The sequence below is a fragment of the Serinicoccus kebangsaanensis genome (assembly GCF_008919445.1).
GTDB lineage: Bacteria > Actinomycetota > Actinomycetes > Actinomycetales > Dermatophilaceae > Ornithinicoccus > Ornithinicoccus kebangsaanensis.
In genome coordinates, this window is the sequence record NZ_VSLG01000002.1 from 342247 (window position 1) to 356369 (window position 14123).

Sequence of the window (14123 nt, forward strand, 5' to 3'; positions counted from 1 at the left end):
CCTGCGGGTGCATCGTCCCACGGCACCCCGGCGCGAGCGGTGACCTGACCTGCGGCACTCCTGTGCATCGGGTCGTGCAGCAGCTCGTGTCACAGGCGTGCTCCGAGGCACGCCTGTGTCCCAGGCTTGTGCACAGGCGTGCGTCCGGGCGTGGCTGGCCGATCCTCCCCGGGCGGACCGGCGTGTGGCGGGGGTATGCCGGGCGCTGCGGAGGTGGGCGAGCGCATACCCTGAGCGGGTGGACCCCGAGCTGCTCTCCTGGATCGCGTGCGGCGTCGCGCTGCTCGCTCTCCTGGTGGTGGCGATCGCGTGGCGGCGGTTGCGGGTGGTCGACCGCAGGCTGACCCAGCTGGTCGACGCCGGCGCGCCCACCACCCCGGAGCGGGACCGGATCGAGGCGCTGGAGGCCGAGCTGGCGACGGTGCGCGGCGATCTGGCGCAGGCACTGCGGCACGTGGCGGTCGTGCGCTACGACGCCTTCGGCGACATGGGCGGCCGGATGAGCTTCTCCGCGGCGGTCGTGGACGACACCGGCGACGGCATGGTCATCAGCTCGATCCACGCCCGGGGCGAGAGCCGGACGTATGCCAAGGGCATCGTCGGCGGTGACTCCGAGATCGTGCTCACACCGGAGGAGCGCCAGGCCCTGGACGCCGCCCGGACCGGCCAGGGCGACTGACCGGCCGCACACTTTGCGTCGACCGGCCGCACACTCTGCGTCGACCGGCCGCGCACTTTGCGTCGACCGGCCGCACACCATGCGGTCCGTGCGCGCAAACCATGCGGTCGGTGCGCGCAAACCGTGCGGTCGGTGGGCACAAACCGTGCGGTCGGTGGGCGCAAACCGTGCGGTCGGTCAGGGGTGGTGGAGGATGCCGCGGGAGCCCTGCGGCAGCCGCACCAGCAGGCTCCCGGGATCGATCGCGACGCGGATCGCCAGGGCAGACCCCAGGGTGTCCCCGTCGATCTCCAGCTCGACCGGCTTGTCCGACACGATGCGGACCTCGCGCGCCTGGAGGTGGTCGACCCGCTTGTGCCCGATCATCCGGCGGGTGCTGAGCTGGGCGATGGTCGCGGCCCAGCCGACGATGCCCTCCGGGGACAGCAGCACCGCGTCCATGGTGCCGTCGTCGGCGAGCGCGTCGGGCAGCAGCTCCATCCCGCCCTGCAGCTTGCCGACGTTGCCGACCACGACCGAGCGCACCCGCCGGTGCAGCGGGCCCGAGCCGTCCAGGCGCACGTCCACCGTGAACTGCGGTCCCTTGAGGTGCTGCACCCCGGTGACGAGATAGGCCAGCCACCCCACCCTGGCCTTGAGCTTCTCCGGTGCGGCCGCCATCACCTCGGCGTCGAAGCCGAGGCCGGCCATGACCAGGAAGCGGTGCTCCTCCCGCACGTCCGGGTCGCCGCGGTCGTCGACGGCGTCGTCGAAGTCGACGCTGCGCGCGGGCTGACCCTCCTCGTCCTCGAGCCGCGCCGCCAGCTGGGCCGACGTCGGGCGGATCAGCTCGAGCCGGCAGGTGTCGATCGGGGTCGACTCCCCGGTGAGGGCCACCTCGAGGGCCCGGTCGAGGGACTCGACCGGCAGGTCCAGGTTGCGCGCCAGCAGGTTGCCGGTCCCTCCCGGCAGCAGACCCACCGGCACCCCCGAGTGCGCCAGCGCGGCACCCACCGTCCGGACCGTGCCGTCACCGCCGAGCGGGCAGACGACGTCGACGCCGGCATCCACCGCCTCCTGCGTCTGACCGGTCCCGGGGTCCTCCGCCGTGGTCTCCAGCCACAGCGGGTCCGCCCACCCGTGCCGGCCGCATACCTGCTCCACCCGACGACGGACACGGGCCACGTCCCCGAACTTCGTGGGGTTGACGATGACCCCGGCGCGGGGCGAAGAATCCATGGCGAGAGGGTAACCCTGCGCCAGTACGCTTGCGCGCATGATCGACATCCGCGACCTGCGCACCGAGCCCGACCGCGTCCGCACCAGCCAGCAGGCCCGGGGCGAGGACCCGTCCGTGGTGGACCAGGTGCTGTCCGCGGACGCGACGCACCGGAGCTCGCTCGCGGAGTTCGAGGCCGCCCGGGCCGAGCAGAAGGCCTTCGGCAAGCGGGTGGCCCAGGCCCAGGGCGAGGAGAAGCGGGCCCTGCTGGCCGAGGTGAAGGACCTGGCCGCCCGGGTCAAGGCGCTGGAGGCCCAGGCGAACGACGCCGCCGCCGCGCGGGACCAGGCGATGCGCCACATCGGCAACCTCGTCCTCGACGGCGTGCCGGTGGGGGGCGAGGACGACTTCGTCACCCTGGAGGAGGTCGGCACGCCGCGGGACTTCGCCGCCGAGGGTTTCGAGCCGCGGGACCACCTGGCGATCGGCGAGGGGCTGGGGGCGATCGACACGGTCCGCGGTGCCAAGGTCTCGGGTGCCCGGTTCTACTACCTCCTCGGCGACGGCGCCCGGCTGGAGCACGCGCTCATGGGTCTGGCCCGGCAGCTCGCCCAGGAGGAGGGCTTCGTGCCCGCGATCGTGCCCAACCTGGTCCGCCCGGAGACGATGGCCGGCGCCGGCTACCTCGACGCGCACGCGGACGAGGTCTACCGCCTGGAGGCCGACGACCTCTACCTCATCGGCACCTCGGAGGTGGCGCTGGCGGGGCTGCACGCGGACGAGATCCTCGACCTGAGCGACGGCCCGCTGCGGTATACCGCGACCTCCACCTGCTACCGGCGCGAGGCCGGGTCCTACGGCAAGGACACCAAGGGCATCTTCCGGGTGCACCAGTTCCAGAAGACCGAGATGTTCGTCTACTGCCGGGTGGAGGACGCCGTCGCCGAGCACGACAACCTGCTGCGCATCGAGCGCCGGCTCCTCGACGCGCTGGAGCTGCCCTACCGGGTCATCGACGTCGCGGCCGGCGACCTCGGGGGCCCGGCGGCCCGGAAGTACGACTGCGAGGCCTGGGTGCCGACGCAGGGCAGGTACCGCGAGCTGACGTCGACGTCGAACTGCACCACCTTCCAGGCCCGCCGCCTCGCCACCCGCGAGCGCGACCCGCACGGCTCGGGGACGCGCGCGGTGGCCACCCTCAACGGCACGGTGGCGACCAGCACCCGCCCGATCGTGGCGCTGCTGGAGAACCACCAGCAGGCCGACGGCTCGGTCCGGGTGCCCCAGGCGCTGCGCCCCTTCCTCGGCGGCCAGGAGCTGCTCGCCCCCGCGGGGTGAATCTCCCCCGCTCGACGGAGGCGCGGCGGCCCGGCGCGGCCTAGGCTGAGCGGGGTCCGGGAGACGTCGACGAGGGAGAGTCCTGTGGTCGAGGCGATCGAGCGCTGGTTCGGGGTCGACGAGCACTGGGAGCGACCCGTGCCCGGCCCCCGGGAGCGGCGCGCCGACCTGTGGTGGGCGGTGCTGGCGCTGGCCGTCATCGCCCTGGGCCAGGAGCTCATCCGGTCGATGGGGATGCTCGAGGACGAGCGTTTCGGCGCCTGGGGGCAGTATGCCGGCGTCCTCACCCTGGTGGCGATGGTCGCCGTGCGGCGCCGCTACCCGGTGGGTGTGGCCCTGCTCGGCGGGGTGCACATGCTCGCGATGTCGCTGTGGATGCCGATGACGATGTCCCAGCTCCCCACCCAGATGACCTACTTCCTGCTGATCTTCTCCGGGATGGCCTGGGCCCGGAACAGGCGCGCCCTCACCCTGGCCATCGGCGTGGTGCTGGTGCTGCTGGTGCTGCTCTTCGCCTGGTCCTACGCCCTCGGCTCGGGCATCGAGGAGATCCGCACCAACCTGGGTGAGTCCGAGGTGCAGCAGGTCGGCCCGATCCCGCCGGTCGTCTCGGTGGTGCTCTTCTCGGTGCTCGGCAACCTCATCTTCTTCGGCTTCGCGATCGGGCTCGGCCAGGTGGCCTGGAGGGGCGCGCTGCGGCACAGCCAGGTGCGGCAGCAGGCCGAGACCATCCGCTCCCAGACCTCGCGCCTCACCGACCAGGCGGTCGTCGCCGAGCGGCTCCGGATCGCCCGGGAGCTGCACGACGTGGTGGCCCACCACGTGTCGGTGATGGGGGTGCAGGCGTCGGCCGCGCGGAAGGTCATGGACCGCGACCCGGAGGCCGCCCGCCGGTCGCTCGGGGCGATCGAGCAGGCGTCCCGCGACGGCGTGGCGCAGATGCGGGACCTGCTGGGCACGCTCCGCACCGGCGAGGGCGCCGGGTCGAACGGCGGCGCGGGCGGCGATCGGGCCCCGCAGCCCACGCTGGCCGCCCTCCCCGCCCTGGTCGAGCAGTCCACCACGCCGACCTGCGAGGTCGTCCTGGACCTGGTCGAGTCGACGCCCGGAGCGGCGGGCCGCGTGCCGCCACCGGTGCAGCTCAGCGCCTACCGGATCGTCCAGGAGGCGCTCGCCAACGTGCGTCGCCACTCGACCGCCCGGCACGCCCGGGTGAGCGTGCGGGTCGACGAGGCCCGGGACCAGGTCGAGGTGGAGGTCGTCGACGACGGCGCCGCGCGGGTCGGCACGTCCGGCACCGGTCTGGGTCTGCGCGGTATGCGCGAGCGCGCCCACCACCTCGGCGGCGAGGTCGAGGCAGGGCCCCGGCGGGCGGGCACCGGGTGGAGGGTGCGGGTGCGGCTGCCCCGGGAGGGGCACGCGACGGCATACCCCACCGGCTCCGGGTCCGCTGACCCGCTGGCGGTCGTCGACGACCCCGCCGGTGAGAGGGTGGGCCGGTGACCGCCCAGCCGTTGCGCCTCCTCCTCGTCGACGACCAGCCGCTGCTGCTGCAGGGCTTCTCGATGATCCTGTCCACCGAGCCCGACGTGCGGGTCGTGGGTCAGGCCGAGAACGGCCAGCAGGCCGTCGACGCCATCCCCGAGCTGCGCCCGGACGTCGTGCTGATGGACGTGCAGATGCCCGTCCTGGACGGCATCGAGGCCACCCGCCGGATCGTGACCGAGCACCCGGAGGTGAAGGTGGTCATCCTCACCACCTTCGACCGGGACGACTACCTCTTCGACGCGCTGCAGGCGGGGGCCAGCGGCTTCCTGCTCAAGAATGCCGACGCGGACGACCTCGTGGACGCGGTCCGGGCGGCGGCCGAGGGGCACGCCCTGCTCGCGCCGGAGGTGACGATGCGCGTCATCTCCCGGATGGCGTCCGCCGGTGCCTCGCCGTCCCCGACCGAGACACCCACCACCGACGCGCTGCCGCAGCTCACCGAGCGGGAGCGGGAGGTGCTGCGGATGATGGCCCGTGGCCTGTCCAACGCCGAGATCGCCGCCGAGGCCTTCGTCAGCGAGGCGACCGTCAAGACCCACGTCTCCAACGTGCTCGCCAAGCTGGGCGTGCGCGACCGGGTGCAGGCCGTCGTCGCGGCCTACGAGTCCGGCCTGGTCCGGCCGGAGAGCGCCTGAGGGTCCTGGCGGGCGACGCCGGACCCCCGGCTCCGTCCCGAGGGGGAGGCGAGGATCGGCGTCGTGGCCGATGTGCCGGCATACCCCCCGTCTATAGCGTGAGCAGCACGCCACCCGGCACCGAGCCGGGCGGGACGAGCGAGAGGGGCCAGACGTGCTCGAGGTGACAGGGCTGAGCCGAGCCTACGGCGACCGCCTCGCCGTGGACGATGTCGGTTTCACCGTGCCGGACGGCCGCATGGTGGGCTTCGTCGGCGGCAACGGCGCCGGCAAGACGACGACCATGCGGATGATCATGGGGGTGCTCGCCCCCTCGGCCGGCGAGGTCCTCTGGGACGGCGCACCCGTCGCCCGGGAGGACCGGGTGCGCTTCGGCTACATGCCCGAGGAGCGCGGCCTCTACCCCAAGCAGCCGGTCCTCGGCCAGCTCACCTACCTCGGTCAGCTGCACGGGATGACCCAGGCCGCCGCCCGCGACCGCTCCACCGACCTGCTCACCAGGTTCGGCCTGGGCGAGCGGCTCACCAGCAAGGTCGAGACGTTGTCGCTCGGCAACCAGCAGCGCGCCCAGATCATCGCCTCCGTCCTCGGTGACCCCAAGATGCTCGTGCTGGACGAGCCCTTCAGCGGGCTCGACCCGGCGGCGGTGGACCAGATGAGCGAGCTGCTGCGCGAGCACACCTCCGCGGGTGCCCCCGTGCTCTTCAGCTCCCACCAGCTCGACCTGGTGGACCGGCTGTGCGACTCGATCGTGGTGCTGCATGGGGGTCGCGTCGTGGCCCAGGGCACCTCGGAGCAGCTGCGCGACTCCGCTCCGCTGCGCTACCGGCTGACCACCGGCGAGGACACCGGCTGGGTCCGAGGCGCACCGGGCATCGAGGTGATCGACCTCGACGGACCCAGTGTCCTGGTCCAGCCGCAGGACGAGGCGGCGGCGGAGCGGCTGCTCGCCGACGCGGTGGCCCGTGGCCGGGTCCGCGAGTTCAGCCTCGTCCGACCTTCCCTGTCCGAGATCTACCGAGAGGTGGCCGCAGCATGAGGGCCCAGGCACCGTGGCGGCTGGTGGCCGGCCGCGAGATCATGGTCAAGCTGACCGACAAGACCTTCATCGTGAGCACCGTGCTGACCGTGCTCCTCGTCTTCGGGTCGCTCTTCGCGCCCACCTTCTTCACCCCGGACGCCCCGAGCTACGCGGTCGCCGTCACCTCGGACGAGGGGGAGGCGGTGGTGGACGGGGCGGCCACGGTCGTCAGTGCCGGCAACGCGGAGTCCGCCACGACGGCGGAGCGGGTCGCCGACCGCGACGCTGCCGAGGCCGCCGTCGTCGACGGCGACGCGGATGCCGCTCTCGTCGGCGGCCCCGGTCAGTGGGAGCTGCTCTCCGAGGGCGGCGCGCCCGGCCCGCTGGAGGCGGCGGTCACCGAGACGGTCCGCACCTCGGCCCTCGCCGAGAACGCGCAGGCCGCGGGCACCTCGGTCGACGCGCTCACCCAGGGCTCGACCGTGGGCATGGTCGACCTCGCCGAGGACGGCACGGTGATGCCGGAGGCGGTGACGTATGCCATCGGCTTCGCCTTCGCGATGATGTTCTACTTCGCGGCCATCGTGTTCGGGATGCAGATCGCCAACAGCGTGGTGGAGGAGAAGCAGTCGCGGATCGTGGAGATCCTCGCCGCCAAGATCCCGACCCGTCAGCTGCTCCTCGGCAAGGTCCTCGGCAACACGGTGCTGGCCTTCGGCCAGATCGCGCTGATCTCCACGGCCGCGCTCATCGGGCTGACCTTCATCGACCTGGACGTCGCGCTGCCAGGGCTGGCCGGGGCGATCGGGTGGTACGTCCCGTTCTTCGTGCTCGGCTTCCTCGCGCTGGCCTGCGTCTGGGCCGCGGCGGGTGCGCTGGCGTCCCGCACCGAGGACCTGCAGCAGACGACCATGCCGCTCATCATGGTCCTCGTCATCGCGCTCGTCCTGGGTCTCTACCTCGAAGGCTTCTGGCAGCAGGTGGTGTCCTTCGTGCCCGTCCTGTCGACGATCCTCATGCCGGTGCGGCTGATCGAGGGCGACGTGGCGCTCTGGGAGCCGATCCTCGCGCTCGGGCTCGTCCTGGGCTTCTGCGCGGTGACCATCACCCTGGGTGCGCGTCTCTACGAGCGGGCGCTGCTGCATACCTCGGGCAGCCTGGGCTGGCGCAAGGCCATGAGCCTCAGCAAGGACTGAGGGATCGCTAGGCTGGAGGGGTGACTGCCTCCGCCGAACCGGCCGCCGCCCCGCTGCTCGTCGCGCTGGACGTCGACGGGACGATCGTCAACCACGACGGACACCTGTCGCCGCGCGTGCGGGAGGCGGTGGCGGCGCTGGACGACCTGCCGCACGTGACCGTGGTGATCGCCACCGGACGCTCGGTGATCGCGACGCTGCCGGTGCTGGAGCAGCTGGGGCTGGCGACCCACCGCCGCCCGGTGGTCTGCTCCAACGGCGCCGTGACGGTCGCCGCGACGCCCGGCGGTGCGTCGTCGTTCGAGCTCCTCGACGTGGTGACCTTCGACCCGGCCCCGGCGATCGCGCTGGTCCGCACCCACCTCCCCACCGCGTTGGTGGCGGTGGAGGAGATCGGGGTGGGCTTCAAGGTGAGCACGCCCTTCCCCGAGGGTGAGCTGTGGGGCGAGGAGATCGTCGTGCCGGTGGAGGAGCTGACGGCACGCCCCGCGACGCGGGTCACCTTCCGCGAGCCGGACCTGAGCTCGGAGGACTTCACCGCGCTGGTCGAGCGGATCGGGCTGCACGGCGTGGCGTATGCCGTCGGCTGGAGCGCGTGGCTCGACCTCGCCCCCGAAGGGGTGAGCAAGGCCTCGGCGCTGGAGCTGGTGCGTCGCCAGCTGGACATCGAGCCGCACCGCACCATCGCGGTGGGGGACCAGCGCAACGACATCGAGATGCTGCACTGGGCCGCCGTGGGGTATGCCATGGGTCAGGCGCCCGAGGAGGTGCTGCGGGCCGCGGACCGGACCACCGGCTCGGTGGACGAGGACGGTCTCGCCGACGCGCTCGACGAGGTGCTCGACGAGCTGGCCTGAGACCAGACGCTGATGCCGTGGGGAAGACTGTGCCCGTGACCGACCCGCTGCTCCTCACCTCGCCGGCGAACCCGCGCATCAAGGCCGTCGTCGGTCTGCGTCGGCGCCGCGTCCGCGAGCAGGAGGGCCGCACCGTGGTCGAGGGCTACGAGGAGCTGATGCTGGCCCTCGGTGCGGGGGTCGTGCCCGAGCTGCTGCTGCTGTGCCCGGAGCTCATGCCGGCGGGGGCGCGGCGTGAGCTGGAGGAGGAGGTCGCCGGACTGCCGACGGAGGTGGCGCACGCCTCCCGCGCGGCCTTCGAGAAGGCGGCCTACCGGGAGGGACCCGACGGCGTGCTGGCGGTGGTCCCGCGGGTCGGCCGCCACCCGGGGGAGCTGACCCTCCCGCAGGACCCTCTGCTCCTGGTGTGCGAGGGGGTCGAGAAGCCGGGCAACCTCGGGGCGATGCTCCGCACCGCCGACGCGGCGGGGGTGGATGCCGTGGTCGCCGCGGACCCGGTGACCGACTGGGGCAACCCGAACACCGTGCGCGCCTCCAAGGGCACGGTCTTCTCCCTCCCGGTCGCCGCCGCCGAGGCGGAGGCGACCCTCGACTGGCTGGACGAGCACGGCATACCTCTCGTGGCGGCGACGCCGGACACCCCCCTCGAGCACACCGAGGTCGACTACCGCGGGCCGGTGGCGATCGCGGTGGGGACGGAGAAGACGGGCCTGACGGACGCGGTGCTGGAGCGCGCCGCGCACCGGGTGCGCATCCCGATGGCGGGCCGGGTCAACTCGCTCAACGTCGCGACCTCGGCCGCGATCGTGGTCTACGAGGCGGTCCGGCAGCGGCGTCGAGGTCCCTCACACCGCTGAAACATCCGTGTGCCACGATGTCCGGCATGCGGATCGACCACGTGAGTTATGCGGCAGGGCCGGACGGCCTCCAGGCCACGGCGGAGCGCCTCGCGGGGCAGCTCGGGGTCAGCCCGCACGACGGCGGGGTGCACCCGAGGTTCGGCACCCGCAACGTGGTGATCCCGCTCGCCGACGAGCGGTACGTCGAGGTGGTCGAGGTCCTGGACCACCCGGCCTCGGACAAGGCGCCCTTCGGGCAGGCAGTCCGGGCCCGGTCCAGCCACGGCGGCGGCTGGATGGCCTGGGTGGTGGCCGTGGAGGACCTGGCGCCCGTCGAGCAGCGGCTGGGCCGGCCCTCGGTGGAGGGCCACCGGCACACCCCGGAGGGCATCGAGCTGATGTGGCGCCAGATCGGCGTCCTCAACGTCATCGACCACGGCAACCGCCCGTTCTTCGTGCACTGGGAGTCGGCTCCGGAGCACCACCCCTCGCACCTGGAGCGCAGCGCCACCCGGCTGACCGGCCTGACGATCGGCGGCGACTTCCCCGAGGTCCGCGAGTGGCTCGGCATCAGCGACGCGCCCCAGGGTGCCTTCGAGAGCGACATCGAGTTCGGCTTCGTCGAGGACGACGACTGCCCCTGCCTCACCGAGGTCACCTTCGAGACCCCCCGGGGCAGCATCACCATCTGATGCCCGTGCAGGAACTCTGCGTCACATCCGTCGCCCTGACGACCGATGTGACACACCGTTCCCGCACCAGGGTCGCCGCCGTCGGCGGGAGCTACGTGCCGGGCTGACCGGCAGCGCGGCGGACCACGCCGCGCACCACGCCCAGGACCTCGTCCGCGTGGTCGAGGTGCACCCCGTGCGTGGCGCCGGGCCAGGAGATCAACTCGGCCCCGAAGGCCGTGGCCAGGCGCTGGTGGGCCCGCCGGATCCGGGAGCGCTCCGGGCGGTCGGCGGTGACGACGGCAGCGGGCAGCCGGGGCAGGTCCTCCTCCCGGAGCTCCCGCGCCAGGGCACCGAGGCCCACCGTGGCGCGACCCAGCTTCACCAGCCCACCGTCGACCGCCTGCTCCATCGCGGCGGCCAGTGCCGGGTCGGCGGCGGTGGACGCCTGCCTGCGGGCGAGGGCGACGAAGCCTGCTTCGAGCCGCCCACCCAGGCCGGGGACCCGCGTCAGAGCGCCGAGCACCCGCGACTGCAGCTCGATGTAGGCGGCCAGCGCGGGGTCGTTGACCGGCGTGGCGTCGAGCAGCACCAGACCGCTCAGGTCCTCGGGGTGGTCCCGGGCCCACAGGGTGGCGACGGCGCCGCCGAGGCTCTGGCCCACCGCGACCACCGGACCCAGGTCGAGATCGGCGACCAGCCGGTGCAGGTGGGCGCTCGCCCCGGCGAGGCCACCGGGGTCCGTCGACGCGCCGGTGCCCGGACGGTCGTGGAGCACCACCCGGCACCCCGGGTCCTCGACCAGGGCCTCGGGCATACCGGGAAAGAAGCCGTCGGCACCTGCCGCGCCACCCGGCAGCAGCACCACGGCGGGACCGCGCTCTCCGATGACCGTCATGGCCGCAGCCTACGGACCTCTTGCCATGTATGCACACATATACGTATACTCCGGGCATGAGTAGGCTGGGACCATGCCGAACAAGACGATCTACGTCTCCGACGCCGACCTCGCGGTCTTCGCCCGGGCGCAGGAGCTCACCGGCGGCAACCTGTCGGCGGCCATCTCCACCGCCCTGCACCGCCTGGTCGACGCCGAGGAGGGCCGGCTCGCCGGATACCAGGAGATCTCGGTCCCCGTGGGCACCGGCGGCGCCCGGTGGCGGCGGTTCCACGGCGTGCTCCTCGTCGACTGGCACTCCGCGACGGGGGAGGGAGAGGAGCACTACCGCGTCTTCCGCACGCGGGGCGGACGGTATGCCGTGCACGTCGCCCGATCCGCCAGCTACGTCCACCGCGCGGGCAAGGACGGCCAGCTGACCGGCTGGCGCAAGCACTTCGCCACCGACCAGCAGTGGGGCGAGATCCCCGCCTCGGCCGCGCTCGACGTCTACGACACCCTCGACGACCTCCGCGCGGGGGTCCCGGCCGACCTGGCCGCACTCGTCGAGGAGATCCCCACCGAACCCGAGGTCGAGGACCTCGACATCTGAGCGCTCCACGGCGTCGCCGGGAGCGCCGGCGACGACCCACAGGAGCACCATGTCCACCACCTCACCCGCGGCGATCGAGATCACCGGTCTCCGCAAGGCCTACGCCCGTCAGCTCGTGCTCGACGGGCTGGACCTCACCGTCCCGCTCGGCACGGTCACCGCGCTGCTCGGCGCCAACGGAGCCGGCAAGACGACCACCGTCTCGATCCTCTCGACCCTGGTCCCGGCGGACGCCGGGAGCGCCACCGTCCTCGGTCACGACGTGCGGTCCCAGCCCGACGCCGTGCGCCGGCTCATCGGCCTGACCGGACAGCTGTCGGCGGTGGACCCGCTGCTGACCGCCCAGGAGAATCTGCGCCTGATGGCGGACCTGCGGCTGCTGCCGCGGTCACGACGACGCCACCGCGTCGACGAGCTGCTCGAGACCTTCGGTCTCGCAGCGGCACGGCGCACCCCGACGCAGGCCCTCTCCGGAGGGATGCGCCGCAAGCTGGACCTGGCCATGACCCTCGTCGGCGACCCCAGGGTCGTCTTCCTCGACGAACCCACCACCGGCCTGGACCCGCGGGCCAGGCGCGACCTGTGGCAGCAGGTCCGCGAGCTCGTCAGCGACGGGACCACCGTGCTGCTCACCACGCAGTACCTCGAGGAGGCCGACCAGCTCGCCGACACCGTCGCCGTCCTGCACGGAGGACGGCTCGTCGCGCACGACACCCCGGCAGGTCTCAAGACCGCGCACGACGCCGGGAGCCTCGACGACGTCTTCCTCGCCCTCACCGACCCAGAGGCCCCGTCCACCGACCAGCACGAGGAGATCGCCTGATGACCGCCGCCGCCCTCACCCACACGGCCGGCCCCACCGGGCCGACCGTCGCTCTGCGCCACCTGCTCACGATGGCCCGGCGCAGCCTGCTGCGGATGGTGCGCTACCCCTCGCTCACCGTGCTGCTGGTCGTGACCCCGATCATCCTGCTGCTGCTCTTCGTGTATGTCTTCGGCGGCGCCATCGGGGCCGGCGTGGCACCCGGCGTGGTCCCGGGGGCGGCCGGGCGCGCCGCCTACCTCGACTACATCACCCCCGCCGTGCTGGTCATGACGGCCGCCAGCATCGCCCAGTCCACGGCCATCAGCGTGGCGATGGACATGACGGGCGGGGTCGTCACCCGGCTGCGGGCCATGCCGGTCGCCTCGGTCGCCGTGCTGGGCGGCCACGTGGTCGGTGCCCTGGTGCAGACCCTGCTCGCCTCGGGCGCGGTGCTCGGGGTGGCCGCGCTGCTGGGCTTCCGGCCGGCCGCCGACCTGGTCGGGTGGGTGGCCCTGCTCGGGTTCTTCACCCTCCTGGCCGTGATGCTCACCTGGATCTCGGTGGCGATGGGTGCCGCCGCCGGGTCGGTGGAGACGGCGTCCAACACCCCGATGGTGCTGCTGCTCCTGCCCTTCCTCAGCAGCGGCTTCGTGCCGGTGGAGACGATGCCGGCCGCCGTCCGGGTCTTCGCCGAGCACCAGCCCTTCACCCCGGTCATCGAGACCATCAGGGGGCTGCTGGTGGGCCAGCCGGCGCCGACCTCGACCACCATCGCGGCTGTGGCCTGGTGCGTGGGCCTGTCGGTGCTGGGCTGGTGGTGGGCGCGGAGGTCCTACCGGCGCCAGCGCGCCTGAGGGCGGTCTGGGTCAGTCGCCGAAGACGCCCCAGCAGAGGTGGTCGCGCCGTGCCTGGTCCTCGAGGACGAGCCGGCGGAGCTCGTCGGGCACCTGCTCGCGCTGCCAGTCCCGCTCCCGGAGGCGGGCCTCCTCCCGGTCCTCGTCCCCGGCGGAGGCCATGACGGCCCGGATCGCGTAGGCGGCAGCGCCCAGGTCGTGCTCGGCGACGTGCGGGACCGCGGCCGCCTGGCCGGCGGCATACGCGGCGAGGCGGGCGGCGCCGGACAGCGGACGGGCTGCTCCCATCGCGTGCCCGGCCGAGGCGCGGGAGGCCATCATCCGCATCCGGCCGTCGGCCCAGGCCCGCGCGCCGGCGATCGCCTCGCGGGGTCTGGCGTCGTCGGGGGCCTCGGTCTCGAAGGCCGGCAGCACGTGCTCGGCGCACGACGCGGCCCACCGGGCCAGCAGCTGGTGGTGGTCGTCGCTCAGCGTGCCGCCGCGGCGGGTCGTGACGAGCCGTGGGTCGCGGACCGGGTGCAGGATCACGCGTCGTCCGTGCCGTCGTGCCGTCGGTGCCATCGGCGGGCGGCGGCACGATGCGCGTCGCGCAGCAGCGTGCGCAGCTCGTCGGCCGTGGCCGGGCCGGGTGCGACGACGCTGACCCAGCCGTGGGCGGCATACACCGGGTGGGCGATGAGGACATCACGGCGGGTCGGGTCCGCGGGCGGGTCCTGACCTCGTCGACCGGCGTCGACGTTCACCCTGACGACGCCGCGGCCCAGCCCGGACGGCGGTTCGCCGGGGTAGTCCTTGGTGACGATCGTCGCGAACGGCTGCCCGGGCGGCAGGATCCCGTCCGGGGCGTAGTAGAAGAACTCGTCACCCCAGGCGAGCTCCGGGCTCCCGTCTCCGGGCTGCGGCCGCAGGGTCAGGACGCCGTCGAGACCCTGGACGAACTGGCTGATCTCCTCATGGCTCATGACTAAAGTGGATCATTGAAGTGGGTGTGG

Annotated in this window: 16 protein-coding genes; 12 read left to right on the forward strand and 4 right to left on the reverse strand. The window is 73.2% G+C overall.

From position 1 onward, the window contains the following. The first annotated feature begins 238 nt into the window (after positions 1-238). Positions 239-679, forward strand: a complete 441-nt coding sequence (locus FXF60_RS03710) for a DUF4446 family protein (RefSeq protein WP_238335683.1) — start codon at positions 239-241, stop codon at positions 677-679. Positions 680-856: 177 nt separating this feature from the next. Here the strand turns inward: FXF60_RS03710 and FXF60_RS03715 are convergent, their stop codons facing one another. After that, entirely contained in the window at positions 857-1897 is a 1041-nt protein-coding gene (locus tag FXF60_RS03715; protein WP_151523906.1) for a diacylglycerol/lipid kinase family protein, read from the reverse strand. A 37-nt stretch (positions 1898-1934) separates the two neighbouring features. Between FXF60_RS03715 and serS the strand changes: the two genes are divergently transcribed. From serS to FXF60_RS03755, 8 genes are all read left to right on the forward strand, one after another. Next, positions 1935-3215, forward strand: coding sequence for a serine--tRNA ligase (gene serS / locus FXF60_RS03720; protein ID WP_151523907.1), 1281 nt, complete (start codon positions 1935-1937; stop codon positions 3213-3215). Positions 3216-3299: 84 nt separating this feature from the next. Continuing rightward, the gene (locus tag FXF60_RS03725) at positions 3300-4718 is read left to right on the forward strand and encodes a sensor histidine kinase (protein WP_151523908.1); all 1419 of its coding nucleotides are present in this window, start codon (positions 3300-3302) and stop codon (positions 4716-4718) included. Next, positions 4715-5398 carry a response regulator gene (locus FXF60_RS03730; RefSeq protein WP_151523909.1) on the forward strand — a complete coding sequence of 228 codons (684 nt, stop codon included), beginning with the start codon at positions 4715-4717 and terminating at the stop codon, positions 5396-5398. The genes FXF60_RS03725 and FXF60_RS03730 overlap by 4 nt, the downstream gene beginning before the upstream one ends. A 154-nt stretch (positions 5399-5552) precedes the next feature. Further along, positions 5553-6437, forward strand: a complete 885-nt coding sequence (locus FXF60_RS03735) for an ABC transporter ATP-binding protein (protein WP_151523910.1) — start codon at positions 5553-5555, stop codon at positions 6435-6437. Then, complete coding sequence (locus FXF60_RS03740) at positions 6434-7615, forward strand: ABC transporter permease (protein WP_151523911.1); 1182 nt, start codon at positions 6434-6436, stop codon at positions 7613-7615. Before FXF60_RS03735 ends, FXF60_RS03740 begins: the two co-directional genes overlap by 4 nt. A 20-nt stretch (positions 7616-7635) precedes the next feature. Further along, complete coding sequence (locus tag FXF60_RS03745) at positions 7636-8472, forward strand: HAD family hydrolase (protein ID WP_151523912.1); 837 nt, start codon at positions 7636-7638, stop codon at positions 8470-8472. A gap of 29 nt (positions 8473-8501) precedes the next feature. Continuing rightward, entirely contained in the window at positions 8502-9329 is an 828-nt protein-coding gene (locus FXF60_RS03750) for a TrmH family RNA methyltransferase (RefSeq protein WP_437440847.1), read from the forward strand. Between the two features lie 26 nt (positions 9330-9355). Further along, positions 9356-10003 carry a VOC family protein gene (locus tag FXF60_RS03755; RefSeq protein ID WP_151523913.1) on the forward strand — a complete coding sequence of 216 codons (648 nt, stop codon included), beginning with the start codon at positions 9356-9358 and terminating at the stop codon, positions 10001-10003. A gap of 91 nt (positions 10004-10094) precedes the next feature. On the opposite strand, the gene FXF60_RS03760 is transcribed toward FXF60_RS03755, so the two are convergent. After that, positions 10095-10880, reverse strand: a complete 786-nt coding sequence (locus FXF60_RS03760; RefSeq protein ID WP_151523914.1) for an alpha/beta fold hydrolase — start codon at positions 10878-10880, stop codon at positions 10095-10097. A 73-nt stretch (positions 10881-10953) separates the two neighbouring features. Here FXF60_RS03760 and FXF60_RS03765 point away from each other — a divergent pair, with 73 nt between their 5' ends. Genes FXF60_RS03765 through FXF60_RS03775 form a run of 3 tightly spaced genes read left to right on the forward strand, consistent with a single transcriptional unit; the run spans position 10954 to position 13131 of the window. Then, positions 10954-11472 (forward strand): EXLDI protein, encoded by a 519-nt coding sequence (locus FXF60_RS03765; RefSeq protein ID WP_151523915.1) that lies wholly within the window; start codon positions 10954-10956, stop codon positions 11470-11472. Positions 11473-11521: 49 nt separating this feature from the next. Beyond that, complete coding sequence (locus FXF60_RS03770) at positions 11522-12295, forward strand: ABC transporter ATP-binding protein (RefSeq protein ID WP_151523916.1); 774 nt, start codon at positions 11522-11524, stop codon at positions 12293-12295. Beyond that, on the forward strand, positions 12295-13131 hold the full coding sequence (locus tag FXF60_RS03775; protein ID WP_151523917.1) for an ABC transporter permease: 837 nt from the start codon (positions 12295-12297) through the stop codon (positions 13129-13131). Before FXF60_RS03770 ends, FXF60_RS03775 begins: the two co-directional genes overlap by 1 nt. 12 nt (positions 13132-13143) lie before the next feature. Here FXF60_RS03775 and FXF60_RS03780 read toward each other — a convergent pair whose 3' ends face one another. Both FXF60_RS03780 and FXF60_RS03785 read right to left on the reverse strand, forming a co-directional pair. Then, complete coding sequence (locus tag FXF60_RS03780) at positions 13144-13659, reverse strand: putative immunity protein (protein ID WP_151523918.1); 516 nt, start codon at positions 13657-13659, stop codon at positions 13144-13146. After that, on the reverse strand, positions 13656-14093 hold the full coding sequence (locus FXF60_RS03785) for a DUF6194 family protein (protein WP_151523919.1): 438 nt from the start codon (positions 14091-14093) through the stop codon (positions 13656-13658). The genes FXF60_RS03780 and FXF60_RS03785 overlap by 4 nt, the downstream gene beginning before the upstream one ends. Positions 14094-14123: the final 30 nt, after the last annotated feature.